Genomic DNA, 22,703 nt, shown 5'->3' with positions numbered 1-22,703 from the left:
AGTTAAAGAGTAGCCCTTTACGCAAAGGGCCATCATTCAGGAATGATGGCTCATAAAGCAACACAGTGTTGTCACGTCATTTCTTCGTGCAACTGACAACTGCTTTATTTCTTTTGTTGAATGATTTTCGCAATAATTCCAGCAGTCTCTTCTACAGCTCGATTTGAGACGTCCACTACTTCACATCCAATTTTATCAACAATTCCTTGGAAGAAATCTAACTCCTCTTTAATTCTTTCAATGTTTGCGTAAATAGCTTGGTCATTTAGTCCTAATGATTTTAAACGTTCTTTGCGAATATCATTCAATTTATCAGGACTAATCATCAGGCCAATGCATTTTTTAGGCGACACGTGAAAGAGTTCTTCTGGTGGATCTACTTCCGGTACGATTGGAACGTTAGCCACCTTTAAACGTTTATGAGCTAAAAACTGAGACAGCGGCGTTTTAGACGTTCGTGATACTCCAATGAGCACAATATCTGCTCGCAGAATGCCTCTTGGATCTCGTCCATCATCATATTTAACTGCAAATTCAATCGCTTCCACTTTTTTGAAATAATCATCATCTAGCTTGCGAACCGTTCCTGGTTCATATCTTGGCGATAGCTGATAGGATGATTGAATTTTATCAATAAGCGGTCCAATAATATCAAAAACTTCCACGCCTTTTTTAGCCGCTTCGTTCAGCAAAAAGTTTCGCATTTCTGGTTTCACAAGCGTAAATCCAATAATTCCATTATTCAACTTAGCCAAAGATACCACTTCTGCTAACGTAGCAGTATCTTCTACATAAGGAACTCGTTTAATAATAAACTCCGTCATATTAAATTGACTGGAAGCTGCTTTGACAACTAATTCTGCTGTTTCCCCAACCGAATCTGAAATTACATATAAGCATGGGTTGTTCATTTTGGCACATCCCCTTAATCATTTTAATCACTTCGATTATAATACTTCATCATGAGCCAGTGCTACTAGTAATTTTGTGATATTTGTTTTGGTCACTCTTCCTACTACCTCAAGTCCTGCGTCTACTTTTTTCACCACGGGAATGGCATCAATTTGTTTCTCAATCAGCACTTGTGCAATATCAATGAGAAGCTCTTCACGATGACAATATGTAATGTTAGGCATCCTAGTCATAATAATATGAACAGGAATTGATGTAAGCTCTTGTTTCCCGATGCTGGCACGCAGCAAGTCTTTTCGAGATAGAACTCCTACTAATAACGACTGTTCATCCACAACAAACAACGTTCCTACATCTTCTAGAAACATCGTACAAATCGCATCGTATACGGACACATTCTCATTGACTACAACAGGAATAGATTGATAGTCCTGAACTTGGATTTTTTTGATTTTATCCGTTAGCAGCTGCGCCCCTGTTTTTCCTGTATAGAAATAACCCACACGAGGTCGTGCTTCTAAATAACCTGCCATTGTTAAAATCGCTAAGTCCGGTCGCAGCGTTGCACGCGTTAAGTTTAGCTTATCTGCAATATGCTCTCCAGTAATGGGACCTTGATCTTTTACAATCTGTAAGATGTGCTCTTGTCTTTTATTTAGTTCGATTTTAATCACCACCTAACTGTTAAATGTGACATACTATTTATAGAAACATTATATACTTTTTATTCAAAAGTAAAAGATGAAAAGATATATTTTTAAAAGGATTTTTTATTCTATCATGTTACGGCCAAAAAAACATGAAAGATGCCTGTAACTTTTTTAATGACTATTCGCTTTTTTAAATCAATAGTAAAAAGGGCGTCTCAAATATTACTTTATCCTTTGAGGCACCCTCACGTTATGTTATAAAACTCATACGTAACCTTTATTCGCTTTTAGTTGGCAGTGCCGCTTTCAAAGATTCCATCTGAGTTAAAAATCGCTTTGTTTTTAAATACAAGCCTGAATACTCATCATAATATTGATCAATAATAAAGTGCAATTGTTTTTTCGTTTCCGGCTTAACTGAAATAGAGCCTAGTCTTTTTAAATCCATATAATAAAATAAGCGCAGTAATTTAACGGTCATGGGCGTCAGTTTAAAATGATACGGATCTTTTTCTAGGCAACGGTGACAAATAAAGCCCCCTTCGCGTACAGAAAAGTGGAAAGTTCCTTCTTTTGCATGACAGACCGCGCATTCATCAAGAATTGGATATAAACCTAGTACATTCAACATCTTCATTTCATAAATATACATTAAAATTTCAGTATCGTATCCTTCATTCATATAATGAATCGTTTGGTAAAGTAGCTCAAACAGAAACGGATTTGGCTTGTTGTTATCTGTTCCCTTATCCGTTAATTCAAGAATATAAGAAGCATACGCGGTTGTAAAAATATCTTCGCGTATGCTTCTCATAGAAGAAATCACTTCACCTTGCTGAAGAGTTCCCATTCCTGAACCTGCTTGTATAAAGAAATAGCCATACGTAAATAACTGTGTCACAGAAGCTAAACGGCTACTCGGCTTCTTCGCGCCCCTGGCCATTAAGCCTACCTTGCCCAATTCACGTGAATAGATGGTTACAATTTTATTTGATTCACCATAGTCATTCGTTCGAATAACAATACCTTCACATTTTTTAAACAAACTTTATCACCTACTGTTGGGAAGGCTACGAAACTGGAGAATTGAGACCATCAGTATCATCTTCGTGTGCTTCAGGCCCTTCTATTACCTCTTTTTCAAGTTCTTTGAAAAGAAGGTATGTATCGATACTACCTGTTTGTGAAAAGACGTTCCAAGTAAAATTCAACATAGAACTCCCACCTTTCTAATCGTATAGCTCAGATACAATTTCAATTCCTTACGTTTAGAATAGCCTTCCTAGCTAAAATCATGTAACACAATTTTTTACAATTTGTGATGTGTTAATTTAATATTCATCTTCTCTAAAACCATAGTCTCTTAAGTGTGATGAACGGTTGCGCCAATCTTTTTGCACCTTCACCCAAAGCTCTAAGAATACTCTTGAACCTAGTAAAGCTTCAATATCAGCACGCGCTTTTCTACCTACTTCTTTTAGCATTTTCCCTTGCTTTCCGATGACGATGCCTTTTTGAGAATCGCGTTCAACAATAATTGTTGCTCCGACGTATATAGCACCGTTATCTCGCTTTTGCATGGAGTCCATGACAACTGCAATGGAGTGAGGAATTTCTTCGCGCGTTGAATGCAATACCTTTTCACGAATTAATTCTGTAATGATAAAACGCTCTGGATGGTCCGTTACTTGATCAGCAGGATAGTATTGCGGACCTTCTGGAAGCACTTTTTTAATTTGCTCTAACAAACGCTCTACATTGTTTCCTTGCAAAGCAGAAATTGGGATAATTTCAGCGAAAGGATATAGATCCTTATACGTTGTGATAATTGTAAACAACTCATCTGGGTGAATTTCATCAATTTTGTTAATGACTAAAAACACGGGTGTCTTTGTCTCTTTTAAACGCTCAATGATAAACTCATCACCACGACCTAACCCTTCAGCTGCGTTTACCATAAACAGCACAAGATCTACTTCTTTTAAGGTATTTTGCGCAACTTTCATCATAAAGTCCCCAAGCTTATGCTTAGGCTTATGAATCCCAGGTGTATCAATGAACACAATCTGTGCCTCATCTTCTGTATAAACGCCTTGAATTTTATTACGAGTTGTCTGTGGCTTGTCACTCATAATGGCGATTTTCTGCCCAATTACTCGATTTAAAAAGGTAGACTTCCCAACATTAGGTCTACCAATAATTGAAACAAAACCTGATTTAAATGTATGATTACTCATGTAAAGCCTCCGATGATTGATCCATTCATAATATTCTTATCACCTTTTCTACAACACGTAATCAGTTTAGCATGCTGTAAAAAAGAGCAAATCTTACTATAGCATCATTATAGCACAACGCTATATAGAGAATACAAACAACTCATGAAAAGAAGATGTATTTCCAAAAGATAAGGATGCCAATAACAACAGCAAAACACGCATAAACCAACACTGCCGCAGCGGCAGCATCTTTTGCGTGCTTTGCTAAAGGATGACGTTTAGTTGTAATTAAATCCACTGTTTTTTCAACAGCCGTATTCATAAGTTCTAAGCTAAACATACCTGCAATTAACAGCAGAACAACCAGCCATTCTGTTAATGAGATACGAAACCACAAGCTTGCTAAGATAACTACAAAGGAAGCGAAAACATGAATTTTCATGTTTGCTTCCTTTGTAACTACATACTTAAATCCTTCTATTGCATAGCCAAAGCTACGAACTAATCGTCTTATTCCTCTTTTATCGCGTGAGTCCATGCTCATCTAAAATATCCTTTTGACGTGTAAACATTTGCTTCTCATCTTCAACCGTTTCGTGATCATAACCAAGCAAATGTAAGAAACCATGTACGGTTAAAAAACCTAGTTCGCGCATAAAGGAGTGGCCATATTCTTCAGCTTGCTCAACTGTTCTTGGAACGGAAATAATAATATCGCCTAAAACTCGCGGCATTTCCTCTCCAAAGATTTCAATCTCCCCTTCGCCCATTTCCTCTAAAGCAAAAGAAATAACGTCCGTCGGCTTGTCCTTGTCACGATATTCACGGTTGATTTCTTGAATACGTTCATTGTTTACAAACGTAATTGATACTTCTGTTCCGTCTTCTACACCTTCTTTAGCAGCAGCTACTGCTAATAAGGCTTCTAATGTTTCTTTTTGTTCATTTGTTATTTCATTTGTTTCATCAATAAAGTCAATTAATAAACTCATGCTTTCACCTTCTGTTTTTTTAATTCAGGATACTCAATACGAGAATGGAATATACCATTTAGCGTCTCACAAAGAGCTTGTCTAATCAATTCCAATTCTTTTAATGTAATATCACATTCAATAAACTGCTCATCTTCAACTCTGTCATTAATGATGCTTCGCACTAGCTTCTCAATCTTTTCTGGGGTTGGATTGGGCATCGAACGCACAGCAGCCTCTACGCTGTCTGCAATGCAGATGACGGCTGCTTCTTTTGTTTGTGGCTTAGGCCCCTCGTAACGATAGTCTTCTTCTTTTATTTCTTCTTCTGTTTGTTCCAATGCTTTATGATAGAAGAACTTTAATAAAGACGTTCCATGATGCTGCTCGGCAATATCAACAATCTCTTTTGGTAGCTTATGCTTGCGCAAAATAGCCGCTCCGTCTGTTGTATGAGATGTAATGATATTTTTGCTGACTTTTGGAGATAACGTATCATGTGGATTACGAATATTCATTTGGTTCTCAATAAAATATTGAGGACGCTTCGTTTTACCAATATCGTGATAATAAGCCCCTACGCGTGCGAGCAAACCGTTCGCTCCAATTGTTTCACAAGCAGCTTCTGAAAGGTTAGCTACCATTACGCTATGATGATACGTACCCGGCGTTTCCGTTAAGATTTTTCTCAGTAAAGGATGATTTGGACTAGATAGCTCAATTAGCTTCATTGTTGATAAAATACCAAAGCCACTTTCAAAGAAAGGAAGCAAACCAATGGCTAATACTGAAGAGATAATGCCAGATGCCATTGCCATTAAGCTATAATAACCAAGCTCCATTGTATCTAACTGACCATTTTTAATAAAAATAATTGATAGACTAACAATCACATTCATTAGCGCGACAACGAGTCCTGCTTGAAGCACTCTTGCCTTGCGCTGTTTGTCCATTAAAAACAAGATAGCTGTAATATTACTAATCAAAAAGTAAATCCCTATATTCATATTAAACACTGTTGTCAATTCACCGTTAAAAATAATGCTACCGCAAATGGCAAAAATGATGCTGGAAATAATGGCAATCTTCTCATTCATTAACACTCGCAGCAAAATACCACCAACAGCCACAGGGGCTAAGTAGCCAATTTCAGATAAATCAATTCGTTGAAAAAAGCTTAAGATTTTCATTAAAGCAATCGTAATACTTGTGATAATTGCATATAAAAGGAGTGGCTTATATGTATTTGCATGAAGGCCTCGCAAATAAAAAGCTGCTCCGCCAATCATAATAATAATTAGCAAACTTAAGCCAATAAACGGTTGCAGCATTCCTTTATTGTTTAACAGCCCAGCAAGCTGAAGCTGACGGTAGATATCCGCATTGATGAGCTGATTTTCTTCCACAATAATTTGACCTTGCTTAATCCGCACAGGCTCTATTTTTTCAACTGCTGCTTGGCGATTTTCAGATGTTTTTTGTGGATCGTAAATGACATTTGGAATAATAGAAGATCTTGCGATTTCATTCATCGCAGCCTTTAAGCTAGAACTTACATTAGTTGTATACACCAGCTGCCCCTCAGCTTGGTCTTTCATTTCTTCTAAGTCACTAATCATAACTTGGTTTTTCATTACGTGGTGGACTGCTGTAACAACCGCATCTTTTGCAACCGATAATTCTTCTTTGTTCGTCTGTAAAAGCTCGCTAATTGCCTTGTCAGATAGACCCTTACGAATATTATCTGGAAGCTTGTCCTGCAACATTTCTTGCTTGCTTGTTTCGCTTTTATTTTCTAACTGATCGTACTCTTTATTCACTTCAATAATAGCATCAAAAATAGATGCAACAAGATCGACCTGGTTTTGTGCATATTCTGTTTTTTGTGTATACACATCTTCAACTGCTTCTTTTGCCTCTGCCTTCTTCTTTTCTGTACTTTCTTTATCTTCAATTGTCACAGGTGAGTAAATCGTCTCCGGTGAAATCGATAAAAGCCTCAAGTCCAATTCTTCTGGCTTTACATTGCTGTACATAGACGCAAACATAATGAGACCAATTAAAGCATATAACCCTAGTTGAATTAACCGCAGCTTTTCGATCTGTGCCATTGTTTGTTTAAAAAACCGAAACTTTGACACACCAATTTCCCCCTTTTACAAAAAATAGACCCTAAATTAAAGGGTCTCTTTGTCAAATTGGTCATACGCTTGAATGATTCGACCAACCAATGGATGACGAACGACATCTGATTGATCTAAATGGATAAACGAAATGCCTGTTACATTATTTAATATTTTTGTAACTGACCCTAATCCAGACTTCACACCTCTAGGCAAGTCCACCTGTGATACGTCACCTGTAATAATCATTTTTGACCCGAAACCCAATCGAGTTAAAAACATTTTCATCTGTGCTAATGTTGTATTTTGCGCCTCGTCTAAAATGACAAAAGCATCGTCTAATGTACGGCCACGCATATAAGCAAGTGGAGCAATCTCAATTACTCCTCTTTCTATTAGTCGCTGCGTATGCTCCGTTCCTAACACATCATGCAGCGCATCATATAGTGGTCGTAAATAAGGATCTACCTTTTCTTTTAAATCTCCTGGTAAAAAACCTAAGCTTTCCCCTGCTTCAACAGCTGGGCGCGTTAAAATAATACGCTTTACAAAACCATTTTTTAAGGCGTTAACGGCCATTACTACGGCTAAATACGTTTTTCCCGTTCCCGCTGGTCCAATACCAAATACAAGGTCATTCTTTTTAATAGCAGAAATATAGTGACTTTGCCCTAATGTCTTAACACGAATTGACTTACCCTGTACATTTTTGGCAATCTCTTCTTCATATACATCTTCAAAAAACTCCAGCGTACCTTTTTTAGCAAGCTGAATTGCATAGACAACATCTCGTTCTGAAATTGTAATGTTTTTACGAATAATTGTTACTAGCTTCTTTAACATTTCTTCAACGGTTTGTACATCTTCAGGGTTACCTGAAACAATGACTGTTTCACCTCGAGAGATGATGTTTACATTCATTTCTTCTTCAATTCTTTTCAAGTTAACATCCTGAACACCGAATAAAGAAATTGCTTCGTTTGAATCGTCAAGTTGTACGTTAATTGTTACTAGCTGTTCTGACATTCCTCAATCTCCTTGAATAATTGGTTGGGTACTCGCAATATTTTCTATAACCTGGTAATGTATTGATAATTTTACTTTACCATTCTCAAGTTGCTGGTGCAAAACTTTTTCACCTTTTATTTCAGCATCTTCACTTAAAAATGCTTTTAATTGTTTTCGACCCGTTTCAAGCCCTTTCGCAACGGCTTCTTGTTTAGAGTATACCCGTTTTGTAGTTTGATCTTCTCTTATAATCACTTTTTCATAAGAAAGGGGTGTTTTCCACTTGAAAAAGTACAGCGGCTTCACTTCTTTTTCAACTTTTGTCGTTCTATACTTTTCTTTTGAAAACGCCCAAAGCGGCATTTTAAATGCGCTTAAATCTAAGTAGTGCTTATTATAGGATTCTCCAGTCAGCACATGAAAATTAGTTTCCAGTGGAACTTCTACTTCAGACCTGTACCATGTCTCCCCATAAACTTCTCCTTTTGCTGATACAACCTTCTTATTTTTCTCGTTACCAATAATACCAGAAACCAGTACTTCACCTTCATTTACCACGTCGTTTACTTTTACCAAAGGTTGTCCTTTCTCAACAAACATTTTTGTAATCGTTGCTTTTTTAGCTGCAACTAAATGCTGATGAGATGATTTCTCCTGCTGCTTTGGTTCATTCTTCTCAACAACTTGAAAGTGATAAGAAGTTCCCTTAACCTCTACACCGACCCATGTGATATTATTCATGGAGTCGGTTAAGTAACGCTGTATTTGCTCAGGACTACCTAATGAAAATTGAAATTCTCCTCTCTTAACGCCAACTTCCTTTAGCTTCTTGGTCATTTCATATTCTGTTTCTGGAGAAGCTCCAGTTATCTCAACTTTCCATATCATATTAGATAGCAGCGTAAGCAAAAGAAAAAAAGAAAGAACGCCTAATACAAACCCGCTGTTTCTCCACATTGTTTTTGTAAAAAAAGGAAACCCTTGCCGACGTACAAAATAAATTTTGCAGTCAGCTTTTCGAATCAGTATACGAATTTTTTTGACGTCTTTCAACAAAATAGTGGCTGTAATACAACCCTCTTCTACTTTTTTGACATGAGAGATCATAATTCCTTGGCGCACGCATAAATTCACAAAACGTTCAATACCTTTTCCAACAATTCGAATTCGAACGGTTCCAATAATAAAGTTTGTCCATCCATTCTTCATTATGTTCCTCCTACCCTTACTGTTCTAAATAAAGAACTTGATTAATTTTCCCTTCTAACACTAATTCTTCAGGTAAAATCACCTTTATCACGAGTCCTTCACCGCGGACTAGCATTTGTCCCTGCTTCAACAACACTCGTATTTCAGTATCAGAAAAGGCTAATAAACCTTTGTGATTTTCAATATATATGTGTATTTGTCCAACTAACGTAATCCGAGGAAGATCCATTAACACATCAGCGGGTAGTTCCATCGTTTTCGTCATCCATCTTTTCATTTGCTGTCTCCATGTTTTGCTCATAAAAAAGAACCCCCTTTCATCTCATGTTTATGAGAAAGGGGGTTAATGTATCACATCTATTTATCTTTTATAACTTCGTCTTTTCGACTTTGGCGGTCCTAGTACTTCCGACCAAATAACACCTTGAATTGCTGCTTTCTTCGAAAACACAACGGGACGAGTAGATGTATCCTGCTTTTTGTTGATAGATGAAACTGAGCTCGTTTCAGCTCGCTTTGGTATTTCTCTTTGAGTCTTTAATTGTTCAAGCTTTTCCTGAAGCTCATTCCGAACGGCTTGAGCCTCTTCTTTCATATCTTTCTTAGCTTCTACTACCGTTTCTTTTTTGTTGCGCTCAGAAGGACGATAGGGTATTCGTTTTGGTCGATTTCTCTCTTCTCTAGAAGTAGGATTACCAACAGGAGGCATTGGCTGGCGCTGTGGGCGTTTTTCTTCCTCTTCTGCCCCTGAACCAATATAACGTTGAATAACGTTTAAAATAAAGCCTCCGACGATGATAACAAGAAAGAGATTTCCGATAATAAATTCAAATATGCCTTGAATTATGTTCATGAGGAGAGCCCTCCTTATTTCTCTTCGTCATCCTGTCCCATTTTGCCGATAGAATCTCTCATGTCCGTGTCTGCATCAATGTTTCGGATATTCATATAATCCATCACGCCAAGGTTACCAGAGCGCAGTGCTTCTGCCATCGCTAACGGAACTTCCGCTTCGGCTTCTACTACTTTTGCACGCATCTCTTCTACTTTTGCACGCATTTCTTGTTCTTGTGCTACAGCCATTGCACGGCGCTCTTCCGCTTTTGCTTGTGCAATGTTTTTGTCAGCTTCCGCTTGGTCAATTTGAAGGACTGCACCAATGTTTTTACCGATATCGATATCTGCAATATCAATTGATAGAATTTCAAAGGCTGTTCCTGAATCCAACCCTTTTGTTAAAACAGTTTGTGAAATCATATCTGGGTTTTCTAATACCTTTTTATGATCTTGCTGAGAACCAATTGTAGAAACAATCCCTTCACCGACACGGGCAATAACTGTTTCTTCTCCAGCTCCCCCTACTAAACGGTCAATGTTTGCACGTACTGTAATACGAGCTTTTGCTTTTACTTCAATACCATCCATCGCCACACCTGAAATAAAAGGTGTTTCAATTACTTTTGGATTAACGCTCATTTGAACAGCTTCTAACACATTACGACCCGCTAAGTCAATCGCAGCTCCACGTTCAAATGATAGTTCAATGTTTGCACGCTGAGCAGCAATTAACGCATTAACCACGCGGTCAACGTTACCACCTGCTAAGTAGTGGCTCTCTAGCTGATTTGTCGAAACATCCAATCCAGCTTTACTTGCTTTAATCAATGGATTTACAACGCGAGACGGGATAACGCGACGTAATCTCATTCCGACTAGTGTAAAGATACTAATACGTACACCTGCTGCTAATGCTGAAATCCACAGCATTACCGGTACAAACGTAAAGAATACGGCTAATAGTATAATGCCTAAGCCAATTGCAACAAAAAATAATAAGCTACCTGGTTCCATTATTTAACTTCCTCCTCGGTTGGTAAGTCTTTCACTTTTCGTACCACAACTCGTGATCCTTCTACTTTCATCACTTTCACTTTAACATCTTTTGCTAAATAATTCCCCTCTGATACTACGTCGATGTATTCATCATTGATTGAAACTGTACCAGATGGTCGAAGTGGTGTAATTGTTACCCCTTCTTTACCGATCAATTCATAACGATTTTGGTTAGAAACATAACCCGACTCTGTATTAAGTGAGTCACTTAATACCATCTTTCTCAACGTTTTCATTCTCTTACCAAAAAATTTCATCATAACAAACGCTCCTCCCAAAGCAACAGCACAAGCAATGATTAACGACACTCCCATTTGCACGTAGTTATCCGTAGTGAGAAAGAAACTAACAAAAATAGCCCCTAACCCAATTATTCCTAATATTCCACCTGGTAAGAAAAGCTCTAAAAGCAGAAGAACAATTCCAATAATAAATACAATAATTGCTTCCATTCCTGCTAATCCCGCTACCAGATGACCATAAAAGAATAGAAGTAGCGCACCAATTCCCATGGAACCAGCTAAACCAAACGTTGGCGTATAAAGCTCAATCACTAAACCTAGTCCTCCTATCGACAGCAAAATTGGTACGACTACTGGATTGGTAACGAAGCGAGCGATATGCTCTGCCCAGCTAACCTTTGTTGTAATCACATCCGAATTTTCATAGCCTAATTTATCTAATAGCTCATTTAAATTAGCAACTGTTCCTTCAGAATATTGTACGTCTTCCGCTTGTTTAGGAGTCAGCGTTAGCAGTTCTTTATTCGTTATGTCCAGCTCTGGCAGCTCAATCGATTTATCTGCCATTGCCATTGCATATTTTGGGTCGCGTCCATTTTGCTCAGCGGCGCTTTTCATCGCTGATAGCCAATAAGACTGTGCTTTGTCGTCCGCTGCGTTACCTGACCCATCAATAACAGCTGCAGAACCCATTGTTGATCCAGGAGTCATATAAATTTCATCCGCATTTAAGGCAATGTATGCTCCTGCGGATAATGCTTTTTTATTGACGAGCGCAACAATGGGAATATCCGTTTTTGTAATACTTTTTCCAATATCAGAAGCAGCATCTACGGCCCCACCAGGCGTATTAATATCTAACACAATTAAATCTGCCTTTTCGGTTTCTGCTTCTTTAATACTACGGTTTAAAAAAGCGAGAAGTCCTTTTTCAACTGTATCCTCAACTGGAATGACATATACTTTCTCTGAACTAGCAGTGAAGGCTTGTAGCAAGAAACAAAGTATGATAAACGTAGCGACAATGATGCTTACAGTTATTTTTTTCACTTATTCTATCACCCCTCCTCTCTTTGCATCATATGAGTGCTTATCTTCTTATACGATTAACTTTACAAATAGTTTCAAGTTTTTGAAACTTTTTATGTATGAATATGAACCTATAACATATAAAAAACACCTTACGTGTGTAAGGTGTTTTTTACGATAAGTGTTGAAGAACAAGCTTATTTACAAGAGAGCCATCAGCTTTACCTTTCACTTTAGGCATAAGCGCTCCCATAACTTTCCCCATATCAGCTTTAGAGGAAGACTGCGTTTCTTCAATCGTTGCTTTAATCAATTCGCTTAACTCTTCTTCACTTAGTTGCTTAGGCGCATAAGCTTCTAATATAACTAATTCAGAATGAATTTTATCAACAAGATCTTGACGACCTGCTTTCTCAAATTCATGGAGGGAGTCTTTACGTTGTTTGAATTCGCGAGAAATAACCGTCAACTCGTCTGCTTCAGTTAGATCGTGGCCCAACTTAATGGCTTCATTTTGAAGAGATGCTTTTACCATGCGAATCACAGTTAGCTTCTCTTTCTCTTTGTTTTTCATCGCTTGCTTCATATCACTATTTAAACGCTCGAGAAGACTCATAATAAATCCACCCTCTTATTAAAACTTGCGCTTTCTAGCAGCTTCAGATTTCTTCTTACGCTTTACGCTAGGCTTTTCATAGAATTCGCGCTTTCTTGCTTCTTGTAACGTACCAGTTTTTGAAACTGAACGTTTGAAGCGACGAAGAGCATCTTCAAGCGATTCGTTTTTACGAACAACTGTTTTTGACATTCTAATTCCCTCCCTCCGAACAAAACCACTAACATCATAATGACATGTGTTAGACATGTCTTTTGCCATTATAATATAATGAACTCTTAAGGTCAACCAGTTTAAATAAAGTAATAAACCCATTCAATTGTATTTTATGAATTCACTTATTAAACCATACCCATTTTCTCAATCAATTATAAAACTTGCACACGCAGGCTTTCTTTATCTTCCAAACCTGCGTGTGCTTTTTGAAATTAAGAACTTAGTTTAACGCGATCTGCTGGCATTTCTACATCGTCCATCACACGTACAAACTCACCTTCGTTATATGGGTAACCAGCTTTAGAAATTTTTACTTTCACAAGCTTTCCAACCATTTCTTCCGTTGCTGGGAACACTACTTTCAAATAGTTATCCGTGTAACCAACGTACAGATTGCTATTTGATTCTTCTTTGTAACGTTCTTCCGGAATAACTTCCAATACTTCACCTTCAAATTCTGAAGCATACTCTTTCGCCAGTTGATTTGAAAGCTCGATTAAGCGATGTACGCGCTCGTTTTTCACTTCTTCATCAATTTGGTCGTCCATGCGAGCAGCAGGTGTACCTGTACGCTTAGAGTATGGGAACACGTGAAGCTCTGAGAATTTATGCTCTTTAATGAAGTTGTATGTTTCCATAAACTCTTCTTCTGTTTCACCAGGGAATCCTACAATTACATCAGATGTAATCGCAAGTCCAGGTAACGCTTCTTTTAAGCGTGTCAAACGCTCTCCAAAGAATTCCATTGTGTACTTACGACGCATGCGCTTTAACACCGTATTTGACCCGGACTGAAGGGGCACGTGTAAATGACGAACAACCATTTCAGATTTATCCAACACGTCGATAACTTCGTCTGTAATCTGACTAGCTTCAATTGATGAAATACGGATGCGTTTTAATCCTTTTACTTGAGACTCTAAATCACGTAATAGCTGTGCAAGATTATAATCTTTCATATCTTCACCGTAGCCACCCGTATGAATTCCCGTTAAAACAATCTCTTTATAACCAGCATCTACTAATTGTTGAGCTTGCGCTACAACTTCTTTTGGATCGCGTGAACGCATTAAACCTCTTGCCCAAGGAATGATACAAAACGTACAGAAATTGTTACAGCCTTCTTGGATTTTCAAGGATGCACGCGTACGGTCCGTGAAAGCTGGTACGTCTAATTCTTCATATACGCGTGTTTTCATGATATTTCCTACGCCGTTAATCGGCTGGCGCTCTTGTTTAAATTGTTCAATGTAATCTAGCATCTTCACGCGATCTTGTGTACCTACAACGATATCAACGCCAGGAATCGCCATTATTTCTGCTGGTGATGTTTGTGCGTAACATCCTGTTACACAAATAACAGCATCTGGATTTTTACGAATTGCACGACGAATTACTTGGCGACTTTTTTTATCACCTGTGTTCGTTACCGTACAGGTATTGATAACATATACATCAGCAGTTTGTTCATATTCTACGCGATCGTAGTTAGCTCCTTTAAACAACTGCCAAATAGCTTCTGTTTCATAGTGATTCACTTTACACCCTAACGTGTGGAAAGCAACTGTTGGCATTGTGTTCACCCCATTAACTCAGTTTGATATGAAATAGCAGATAGCACGTATAGCGGTGCTGTTTCTGCACGTAAAATTCGAGGACCGAATCCACATTTAATAAATTGATGTTCTTCTAAAAACGCAACTTCTTGTTCTGTGAGTCCACCTTCTGGTCCAATAACAACCAAAAGCGAATCACCTGGCTGTAGATTAGATAAAACATGATGCAAATTAGAAGACTCACCTTGCTTAGCTACTTCTTCATACGCTACAATTTTATGCGTACAGTCGCTTGCTGCAACGAGCTGTTTTAAAGTCATCGGACTGTCAACAGCTGGCACTATGGTACGATGAGATTGCTCTGCAGCTTCCTTTGCAATTTTGTTCCATCGCTCTAATTTCTTTTTACCTTTTTTCTCGTCCCATTTCACAATGGAGCGATCCGCAATAAAAGGGATAAACCTCGTTGCGCCAAGTTCTGTCCCTTTTTGAATAATAAGCTCAAGCTTATCCCCTTTAGGCAACCCGCTCACAATCGTAACTGTCACAGGCATTTCTTTTTCTTCACTTAGCCATTCTATAATAGATCCTTGGATTTCGTCAGTGGAAATCATTTCAATCTCACAGAGAGCCGCTTGTCCATTTTCATTGCAACAAATAATACGTTCTCCTTCTGACATTCTCATCACTCGCTGAATGTGGTGAGCATCTGATTCAGTAATTCTCACCGTTTTATCAACAAATTGATCATTTTTTAGAAAATAACGTTGCACAGCTACACCTTCTCACTTATCAAGCTTGTTTAGTCGCAATAATAGCTACCCAATCTTCCATCATTGTTACTTCTTCAATAACAAATCCAGCCTTCACAAGCGCTTCTTTTACTTCTTCTTTCTTGGCACTAATTATGCCTGATGTAATAAATGAACCGCCTGGCTTCAGAACCGCATATGCATCGTCAACAAAACGAACAATAATTTCCGCTAAAATATTTGCAACAACAACGTCTACAGGACCTTCAATATTATTTAAAAGGTTATTTTGAGCAACCGTTACAGCATCTTGCACTTTGTTTAGCTTTACGTTTAAACGAGCAGAACGAACGGCTACTTCATCAAGATCAAGTGCTCTTACAGATTTTGCTCCAAGCATTGCTGCACCAATACTTAAAACGCCAGAACCTGTTCCAACATCGATAACCGTATCATTTTCTTTAACCGTTCGTTCAAGTCCTTGCAAAGACATGACCGTTGTTGGGTGGGTCCCTGTTCCAAACGCCATCCCTGGATCTAATTCAATAATTAATTCATCTGTGTTGACTTTTTCATAGTTTTCCCAAGTAGGGACAATTGTAAAACGCTCAGATATTTTTACAGGATGATAATATTTCTTCCATGCAGTTGCCCACTCTTCTTCATTTACCTCACTGATTGTCACCTTGTTTGCACCTAAATCAAAGTCATAAACTAACAGGCCGTTAATAGCCTCTTTAATACCTTCAACCGTCTCACCTAAGAAGCTATTTACAGGAAGGTATGCTTTTACAATTACGCCTTCTTCAGGGTAATCATCGGCATTGAGCTGGTAGATTTCCCCAAAAGTTGTATCCCTTTCTTTTATTAAATCTGCAGGATCTTCGATTACAACACCGCTCGCTCCTGATTCATGTAAAATATGTGAGATTGGTTCAATCGCTTCCTGTGTCGTATGAATACAAATTTCAGACCATTTCATCTCTACCAACTTCATCCCTTCTATTTTTTCACTTCATTTTGTTTTATGACAGCTGACAGGTTGGTAAAGCATTTTACCAACCTGTCAGTGTTTACTATTCGCCTTTAATTGCTCTCTTTACTTTTGCAAAGAAAGAATCGTGCTGCTCATCAACTGCTTCTTGTCCGCTTAATTCTGCGAATTCTCGGATCAATTGTTTTTGTTTCTCAGAAAGCTTTGTTGGTGTAACAACGCGCACGTGAATATGCTGGTCACCCTGACCATATCCTCGAACGTTTGCTACACCTTTCCCTTTTAGTCGGAACCTCGTACCCGTTTGCGTACCTGCAGGAATTTTCAACTTTACTTTTCCATGCAGCGTCGGTACTTCCACTTCATCTCCCAGTGCGGCTTGTGCAAAGGTTAACGGCATTTCACAATAAATATCATCACCGTCACGCTCAAAGAGTTCATGTGATCGAACGTTAAACACAACGTATAAGTCTCCAGATGGACCGCCATTTGCACCAGGTTCTCCTTGGCCACTCACGCGAAGCTGTTGACCATCATCCACACCAGCTGGAATTTTCACATTAATTTTGCGACGTTTTGTTACTTTTCCTTCTCCGTGACATGTTGAACATTTCTGCTCAATTTTCTTACCAGTTCCATTACAATGATGGCAAGCACGACGGTTTACTACACGACCAAACGGCGTGTTTTGTTCCACATTTAATTGCCCAGAACCGTTACAGTGTGAACATGTGCTTACTTTTGTACCTGGCTTTGCACCTGACCCATTACATGTGTCACATGTTTCTTCACGAGGAATTTCAATTGTTGTTTCTTTCCCAAATACCGCTTCTTCAAACGATAACGTCATCGTATATTGTAAATCGGCACCTTGTCTTGGCGCATTAGGGTCTCTTCTACGACCTCCACCACCAAAGATTGAACTAAAAATATCTTCAAAGCCAAAGCCGCCAAAGTCTGATCCGCCGCCAAAACCACCAAAGCCTTGATTTGGATCAGTATGACCAAATTGATCATAGTGTGCTTTCTTTTGATCATCACTCAATACTTCATATGCTTCTTTGACTTCTTTAAATTGCTCTGCAGCATCCTCGGCTTTATTAATATCTGGATGATATTTTTTTGAAAGCTTACGGTACGCTTTTTTAATTTCATCTTTTGTAGCGCCTTTGCTGATGCCGAGTACTTCATAGTAATCTCGCTTACTCATCAATACTCACTCCCGAATCGTTTCACATAAACGTAATTGTATCATCATTAATCTTTCCATCGCAACAGAAAAGTTAAGCGACACACCGAACCTATTGTGAATTGCTATTTTTGTACGTTAAAAAAGTCAAAGCCAAGAGATAGCTTGACTTTGACTTTTGAAATCCTGTGAATTGCACCGTGGCGTCCTTCACATTAGTCGTCAAGATGCATTATTTTTTATCGTCGTTTACTTCTTCAAACTCTGCATCTACAACATCATCGTTTTGAGCGCCTTCGCCACCAGCTGCTTGTTGAGCTTGCTCGTACATTTTCACCGTTAGAGTTTGAACAACCTCTTGAAGTTCATCTTTTTTCGCTTTGATTTCTTCAAGGTCATTCTTTTCAATTGCAGCTTTTAACGCATCTTTTGCTTCGTTAGCTTTTGTTACTTCCGCTTCTTCAACCTTACCTTCAAGGTCTTTCAACGTTTTTTCAGTTGTAAATACAAGTTGATCTGCTTCATTGCGTAATTCAACTTCTTCTTTACGCTTTTTATCTGCATCCGCATTATCTTCTGCTTCTTTTACCATGCGTTCGATTTCATCATCTGATAAACCAGTAGAAGACTTGATTGTAATTGCTTGCTCTTTATTTGTACCTAAATCTTTTGCACGTACGTTTACGATACCGTTTTTATCAATATCAAAACTTACTTCAATTTGAGGTACACCACGTGGAGCTGGTGGAATGTCCGTTAATTGGAAACGACCTAACGTTTTGTTGTCAGCTGACATTGGACGTTCACCTTGAAGCACATGAATGTCTACAGCCGTTTGGTTATCAGCTGCCGTTGAGAATACTTGTGATTTACTTGTAGGAATTGTTGTGTTTCGCTCAATTAGCTTTGTAAATACGCCACCCATTGTTTCAATTCCTAGAGATAATGGCGTTACATCTAGTAATACTACGTCTTTTACATCACCAGTTAATACGCCACCTTGAATTGCTGCACCTAAAGCAACAACTTCATCAGGATTTACGCCTTTATGAGGCTCTTTACCAGTTTCTTTTTTAATTGCTTCTTGTACAGCTGGAATACGAGTAGAACCACCAACTAAAATAACTTTATCTAGTTCACTTGCAGAAAGACCAGCATCTTGTAATGCTTGACGTACTGGAGCCATTGTACGCTCTACTAGGTCTGCAGATAACTCTTCAAACTTCGCGCGTGATAGCGTTACTTCTAAGTGAAGTGGTCCAGCTTCGCCAGCTGTGATAAATGGTAATGAAACTTGTGTAGAAGTTACACCAGATAAATCTTTCTTCGCTTTTTCAGCAGCATCTTTTAGACGTTGAAGCGCCATTTTATCTTTAGCTAAATCAATGCCATTTTCTTTTTTAAACTCAGCTACTAAGTAGTCGATGATTACTTGGTCAAAATCATCTCCACCAAGACGGTTGTCACCAGCAGTTGAGCGTACTTCGAATACACCATCGCCTAGTTCTAGAATCGATACGTCAAACGTACCTCCACCTAAGTCATATACTAGTACAGTTTGATCTTCGTCTGTTTTTTCTAATCCGTATGCAAGAGCAGCTGCTGTTGGTTCGTTGATGATACGCTCAACTTCTAAACCAGCAATTTTACCAGCATCTTTTGTTGCTTGACGCTCAGCATCGTTAAAGTATGCAGGAACTGTAATAACCGCTTTTGTTACAGGCTCACCTAAGTATTCTTCTGCATATCCTTTTAAATGTTGAAGAATAATTGCTGACATTTCTTGAGGTGTATACTCTTTCCCTTCAGCTTCTACTTTGTAATCTGTACCCATATGACGTTTAATTGAGATGATTGTGTTTGGGTTTGTAATTGCTTGACGCTTTGCTACTTCCCCAACTTGACGCTCACCGTTTTTAAACGCAACAACAGATGGTGTTGTACGATTTCCTTCTGGATTTGGGATTACTTTTGGCTCGCCGCCTTCTAAAACAGCGACACAAGAGTTCGTTGTACCTAAATCGATACCAATGATTTTACTCATGTAAAATAACCTCCTTGTTTTATGTAATAGTTTTATTGGTTTACTTTTACCATTGCAGGGCGAATAATTTTATCCTTTAGTTTATACCCTTTTTGAAGTTCTTCTACGACTGTATTTGGTTCATACGCCTCATCTTCTACTTGCATAACAGCCTGATGTTCATAAGGATCGAATGGTTTCCCTACAGATTCAATTGCCTCAACACCTTCTTTTTGAAGTGCCTCAACTAATTGACGGTAGACCATCTCTACACCTTTCATCACAGACTTCGTATTCTCATCTTCTGTGTTCACCTGTAGAGCACGATCAAAGTTATCTAGTGCTGGTAAGATATCTGTCACTAAAGATTGAGCACGATATTTCTGTGCTGCTTCTGCATCAAGACGAGAACGACGACGGAAATTATCGAAATCAGCTTGTAGACGTACATATCTATTTTCCTGTTCTTCAAGCTGTTGCTTTAATTGGTCAATTTCTGTTTGAAGAGTAGCTTCTACAGATTCTTCTACAGATTCTTCTACAGATTCTTCTACAGATTCTTCAACAGGCTCTTCTTGCTGAACTTCTGTATCTACAGTTTCTTCTACTACATCCTCTACTTGCTTTTCGTTTGACAATTCCTTCACCTCCTTAAAGTTAGAGCACGTTCATGCCGCTGTCTATTTTATCATAGGAAAGACAGGAAGCAATGACTTCCAGCACTTTCCTTTTATTTTTTATTGCTTGTATAAATTCGTTAATAAACGAGACATGTCAGAAGATAACAATGTCATTAAGCTAATAGCTCGCGCATATTCCATACGAGTCGGTCCTAATAAAGCAATGGTACCAATTTGTTCTTCACCAAACGAATACGTAGCAGTAATTAAACTACAATCAGCCATTTCGTTTACTTCATTCTCACGGCCAATTTTAACGTGAATACCAGATTCACTAGACGTTAAAAGCTGTGAAAACTCTTTTTCATGTTCAATAATAGTGAATAAATCACGAATTTTATCAATGTTATGAAACTCAGGCTGAGCAAACATATTCGTTTTTCCACCGATAACCATTTTACCGCTTGTATTCAGCTTTAACGTATCGCTTAAAATCGTCATCGTTTCTTTATACCCTCGAATATGATTTTTTAACAATAAAGCTACTTCTTTATACATCTTATCATGTAGCTCAGTAATCCGAACGCCTACTAGCTTATCGTTTAAAATATTGACCATCTTCTCAATATCTGATGCGCCAATACCAGTAGGTAAAGTAATGGTACGATGCTGTACGTGACCTGTATCTGTAACAATAATAGCAACGGCTGACTCCTCAGTTAACGGCAAAATCTGCAGCTGCTTGAGCTTATTCGTTACTGCTTTAGGGCCAAGCACAATGGACGTTAAGCTTGTTAAGTCTGATAAAATTTGAGCAGATTTTTGCACAATCTCTTCCAGTTCAACAACTCGTTCAGCAAAGAGAGACTTAACTGTTGAAATATCTTCATTCGTTAATAGCTGCGGAGATAACAAATGATCCACATAATAGCGATATCCTTTTTCGGATGGAACGCGCCCTGAAGATGTATGAGTTTTTTCAATAAAGCCCAGCTCTTCTAAATCAGACATTTCATTGCGAATTGTTGCTGAACTAAAGTTAATTTCACTTTTTTTAGAAAGTGTACGAGAGCCAACAGGCTGTGCAGATCGAATAAAATCATCAATTATGACTTGTAAAATTAATAGTTGTCGATCAGTAAGCACGTTTCATCACCTCTGTTAGCACTCTAAAAGCTTGAGTGCTAAATCTAATAATAAATTACCAAATCATTATGGGTCATGTCAACGATTAGATTCCACCAATAAATGCCTGGAATACCTCATTTCCTAAAAAGCGCCCTTTTTTTGTTAGTCGCAGCGAACTTTCGGTTTGTTCCAACAATCCTTTGTTTGTATATTCTTTTATTGGCTCAGAAAAAACATCATTCATTTCAACTTTATACTTTTCGTAAAAGCTAGCTTTGTTAACACCATTTGTTTTACGCAATCCTAGAAACATCTCTTCTTCCATTCTTTCCACTTTTGAAACAGAAATTTCATCTAAATAAGCATGATTCGTTTCAGTAACGGCCTGCATATATTTTTTTAACGGTGCAATATTCGATCGTCTAATTCCATCAATGTAGCTATGAGCTCCCGCTCCTATCCCGTAGTAATCATTATTATCCCAATACGTCAGGTTATGGAGGCTTTCGTAGCCTGAACGAGCAAAATTGCTAATTTCATACTGAGAATATCCATGCTTATCCATCTCATCCATTAACATCTCGTACATAAACGCTTCATCTTCTTGAGAAGGCACACGAAGCTTTCCTTTATTCATTAAGTTATAAAATACGGTTTTAGGCTCAATGATAAGAGAATAAGCAGATATATGCTCGACATCCAGTGAAAATGCAATATCAAGCGTTTCTTTGAAATCAGAAATCATTTGTCCAGGCAAGCTGTACATTAAATCTAAGCTAATATTTCTAAACCCTATTTTTCTCGCTTCGTCAACAGCTTGAAATGCTTGCTGGTTGCTATGAACACGTCCAATTTTTTCAAGAAGCTGTTCATTGAACGTTTGAACACCAATGCTCAATCGATCCACACCGTACGCATGTAAAATTCGTAACTTCTCTTCTGTTAGCTCATTAGGATTTGCTTCAAACGTAAACTCTTTTACATCATGAACTGGAAACGATTCATGAATGGATTCTAAAAAGTACGTCAGTTGCTTTTCATCAAGGGCTGTCGGAGTTCCTCCACCGACAAAAATCGTCTTTAAATCATTAGCTGGATACCTTTCTACCGTCTGCTTCATCTCATCTCTCATTTTTTCTAGATAGGGCATAACGGGCTGATTTTTGAAAAATACTTTATTAAAGTCACAATAGTGACAAATATGATGACAAAAAGGAATGTGCAGGTAAGCTGCTTCAATCATCGTCTTCCACCTCAAAATAGTTAAAGTAAATGATAAAAATACCGCAGATGCTCTCTGCGGTATTTTTTATCGTAACGCGTCTTTAATCGCTCTACGCTATAGTGTAACAA

At 38.2% G+C, this 22,703-nt stretch carries 24 protein-coding genes; all 24 read right to left on the bottom strand.

The features are described 5' to 3' along the window. Positions 1–104: 104 nt before the first annotated feature. The gene (locus A2U94_RS02040; RefSeq protein WP_025911626.1) at positions 105–911 is read right to left on the bottom strand and encodes a pyruvate, water dikinase regulatory protein; all 807 of its coding nucleotides are present in this window, start codon (positions 909–911) and stop codon (positions 105–107) included. Positions 912–947: 36 nt separating this feature from the next. After that, positions 948–1,586 (bottom strand): transcriptional regulator CcpN, encoded by a 639-nt coding sequence (gene ccpN, locus A2U94_RS02035; protein ID WP_090752854.1) that lies wholly within the window; start codon positions 1,584–1,586, stop codon positions 948–950. Positions 1,587–1,839: 253 nt separating this feature from the next. After that, positions 1,840–2,607 (bottom strand): DNA repair protein RecO, encoded by a 768-nt coding sequence (recO, locus tag A2U94_RS02030; RefSeq protein WP_025911629.1) that lies wholly within the window; start codon positions 2,605–2,607, stop codon positions 1,840–1,842. 25 nt (positions 2,608–2,632) lie between these two features. Beyond that, entirely contained in the window at positions 2,633–2,776 is a 144-nt protein-coding gene (locus A2U94_RS20385; RefSeq protein WP_064484023.1) for a YqzL family protein, read from the bottom strand. Between the two features lie 117 nt (positions 2,777–2,893). Then, a complete protein-coding gene (era, locus tag A2U94_RS02025; protein ID WP_025911630.1) occupies positions 2,894–3,799 on the bottom strand; it encodes a GTPase Era in 906 nt (301 codons plus the stop codon). 142 nt (positions 3,800–3,941) lie between these two features. Next, the gene (locus tag A2U94_RS02020) at positions 3,942–4,325 is read right to left on the bottom strand and encodes a diacylglycerol kinase family protein (protein ID WP_025911632.1); all 384 of its coding nucleotides are present in this window, start codon (positions 4,323–4,325) and stop codon (positions 3,942–3,944) included. Beyond that, positions 4,303–4,773 (bottom strand): rRNA maturation RNase YbeY, encoded by a 471-nt coding sequence (gene ybeY, locus A2U94_RS02015; protein ID WP_025911633.1) that lies wholly within the window; start codon positions 4,771–4,773, stop codon positions 4,303–4,305. The genes A2U94_RS02020 and ybeY overlap by 23 nt, the downstream gene beginning before the upstream one ends. Beyond that, on the bottom strand, positions 4,770–6,863 hold the full coding sequence (locus A2U94_RS02010; protein WP_035321374.1) for an HD family phosphohydrolase: 2,094 nt from the start codon (positions 6,861–6,863) through the stop codon (positions 4,770–4,772). Before A2U94_RS02010 ends, ybeY begins: the two co-directional genes overlap by 4 nt. Positions 6,864–6,929: 66 nt before the next feature. Further along, positions 6,930–7,901 (bottom strand): PhoH family protein, encoded by a 972-nt coding sequence (locus A2U94_RS02005; protein WP_025911635.1) that lies wholly within the window; start codon positions 7,899–7,901, stop codon positions 6,930–6,932. A gap of 3 nt (positions 7,902–7,904) precedes the next feature. After that, a complete protein-coding gene (yqfD, locus tag A2U94_RS02000; protein ID WP_062954407.1) occupies positions 7,905–9,092 on the bottom strand; it encodes a sporulation protein YqfD in 1,188 nt (395 codons plus the stop codon). Positions 9,093–9,108: 16 nt separating this feature from the next. Next, positions 9,109–9,393, bottom strand: coding sequence for a sporulation protein YqfC (gene yqfC, locus A2U94_RS01995; RefSeq protein ID WP_025911638.1), 285 nt, complete (start codon positions 9,391–9,393; stop codon positions 9,109–9,111). A 60-nt stretch (positions 9,394–9,453) separates the two neighbouring features. Then, complete coding sequence (locus A2U94_RS01990; RefSeq protein WP_062954406.1) at positions 9,454–9,945, bottom strand: YqfB family membrane protein; 492 nt, start codon at positions 9,943–9,945, stop codon at positions 9,454–9,456. Positions 9,946–9,959: 14 nt separating this feature from the next. Next, positions 9,960–10,943: a flotillin-like protein FloA gene (gene floA, locus A2U94_RS01985; protein WP_025911641.1), complete on the bottom strand. Its 984-nt coding sequence runs from the start codon at positions 10,941–10,943 to the stop codon at positions 9,960–9,962. Next, a complete protein-coding gene (locus A2U94_RS01980; protein ID WP_502686065.1) occupies positions 10,943–12,253 on the bottom strand; it encodes an NfeD family protein in 1,311 nt (436 codons plus the stop codon). Before A2U94_RS01980 ends, floA begins: the two co-directional genes overlap by 1 nt. A gap of 175 nt (positions 12,254–12,428) precedes the next feature. Continuing rightward, complete coding sequence (locus A2U94_RS01975; protein ID WP_025911644.1) at positions 12,429–12,872, bottom strand: GatB/YqeY domain-containing protein; 444 nt, start codon at positions 12,870–12,872, stop codon at positions 12,429–12,431. An 18-nt stretch (positions 12,873–12,890) separates the two neighbouring features. Next, positions 12,891–13,064 carry a 30S ribosomal protein S21 gene (gene rpsU, locus A2U94_RS01970; protein WP_003152957.1) on the bottom strand — a complete coding sequence of 58 codons (174 nt, stop codon included), beginning with the start codon at positions 13,062–13,064 and terminating at the stop codon, positions 12,891–12,893. A 236-nt stretch (positions 13,065–13,300) separates the two neighbouring features. Further along, positions 13,301–14,662 (bottom strand): tRNA (N(6)-L-threonylcarbamoyladenosine(37)-C(2))-methylthiotransferase MtaB, encoded by a 1,362-nt coding sequence (gene mtaB / locus A2U94_RS01965; protein ID WP_025911646.1) that lies wholly within the window; start codon positions 14,660–14,662, stop codon positions 13,301–13,303. A 5-nt stretch (positions 14,663–14,667) separates the two neighbouring features. Continuing rightward, a complete protein-coding gene (locus tag A2U94_RS01960) occupies positions 14,668–15,417 on the bottom strand; it encodes a 16S rRNA (uracil(1498)-N(3))-methyltransferase (RefSeq protein ID WP_061784763.1) in 750 nt (249 codons plus the stop codon). Positions 15,418–15,436: 19 nt separating this feature from the next. Next, positions 15,437–16,378, bottom strand: a complete 942-nt coding sequence (gene prmA / locus A2U94_RS01955; RefSeq protein ID WP_061784773.1) for a 50S ribosomal protein L11 methyltransferase — start codon at positions 16,376–16,378, stop codon at positions 15,437–15,439. Between the two features lie 94 nt (positions 16,379–16,472). Beyond that, on the bottom strand, positions 16,473–17,600 hold the full coding sequence (gene dnaJ, locus A2U94_RS01950; RefSeq protein ID WP_025911650.1) for a molecular chaperone DnaJ: 1,128 nt from the start codon (positions 17,598–17,600) through the stop codon (positions 16,473–16,475). Between the two features lie 211 nt (positions 17,601–17,811). Then, positions 17,812–19,623 (bottom strand): molecular chaperone DnaK, encoded by a 1,812-nt coding sequence (gene dnaK, locus A2U94_RS01945; protein ID WP_025911652.1) that lies wholly within the window; start codon positions 19,621–19,623, stop codon positions 17,812–17,814. 32 nt (positions 19,624–19,655) lie between these two features. Continuing rightward, positions 19,656–20,240 carry a nucleotide exchange factor GrpE gene (grpE, locus tag A2U94_RS01940; RefSeq protein ID WP_062954404.1) on the bottom strand — a complete coding sequence of 195 codons (585 nt, stop codon included), beginning with the start codon at positions 20,238–20,240 and terminating at the stop codon, positions 19,656–19,658. A gap of 99 nt (positions 20,241–20,339) precedes the next feature. Beyond that, complete coding sequence (hrcA, locus tag A2U94_RS01935) at positions 20,340–21,368, bottom strand: heat-inducible transcriptional repressor HrcA (protein ID WP_025911656.1); 1,029 nt, start codon at positions 21,366–21,368, stop codon at positions 20,340–20,342. An 85-nt stretch (positions 21,369–21,453) separates the two neighbouring features. Next, a complete protein-coding gene (hemW, locus tag A2U94_RS01930; protein WP_062954403.1) occupies positions 21,454–22,593 on the bottom strand; it encodes a radical SAM family heme chaperone HemW in 1,140 nt (379 codons plus the stop codon). Positions 22,594–22,703 lie beyond the last annotated feature (110 nt).

The sequence above is a fragment of the Bacillus sp. VT 712 genome (assembly GCF_001614195.1).
Classification (GTDB): Bacteria; Bacillota; Bacilli; order Bacillales; family Bacillaceae_H; genus Priestia; species Priestia flexa.
The sequence above is the reverse complement of the archived record's forward strand: the minus strand, read 5'-3'. Positions and strand labels throughout refer to the sequence as shown.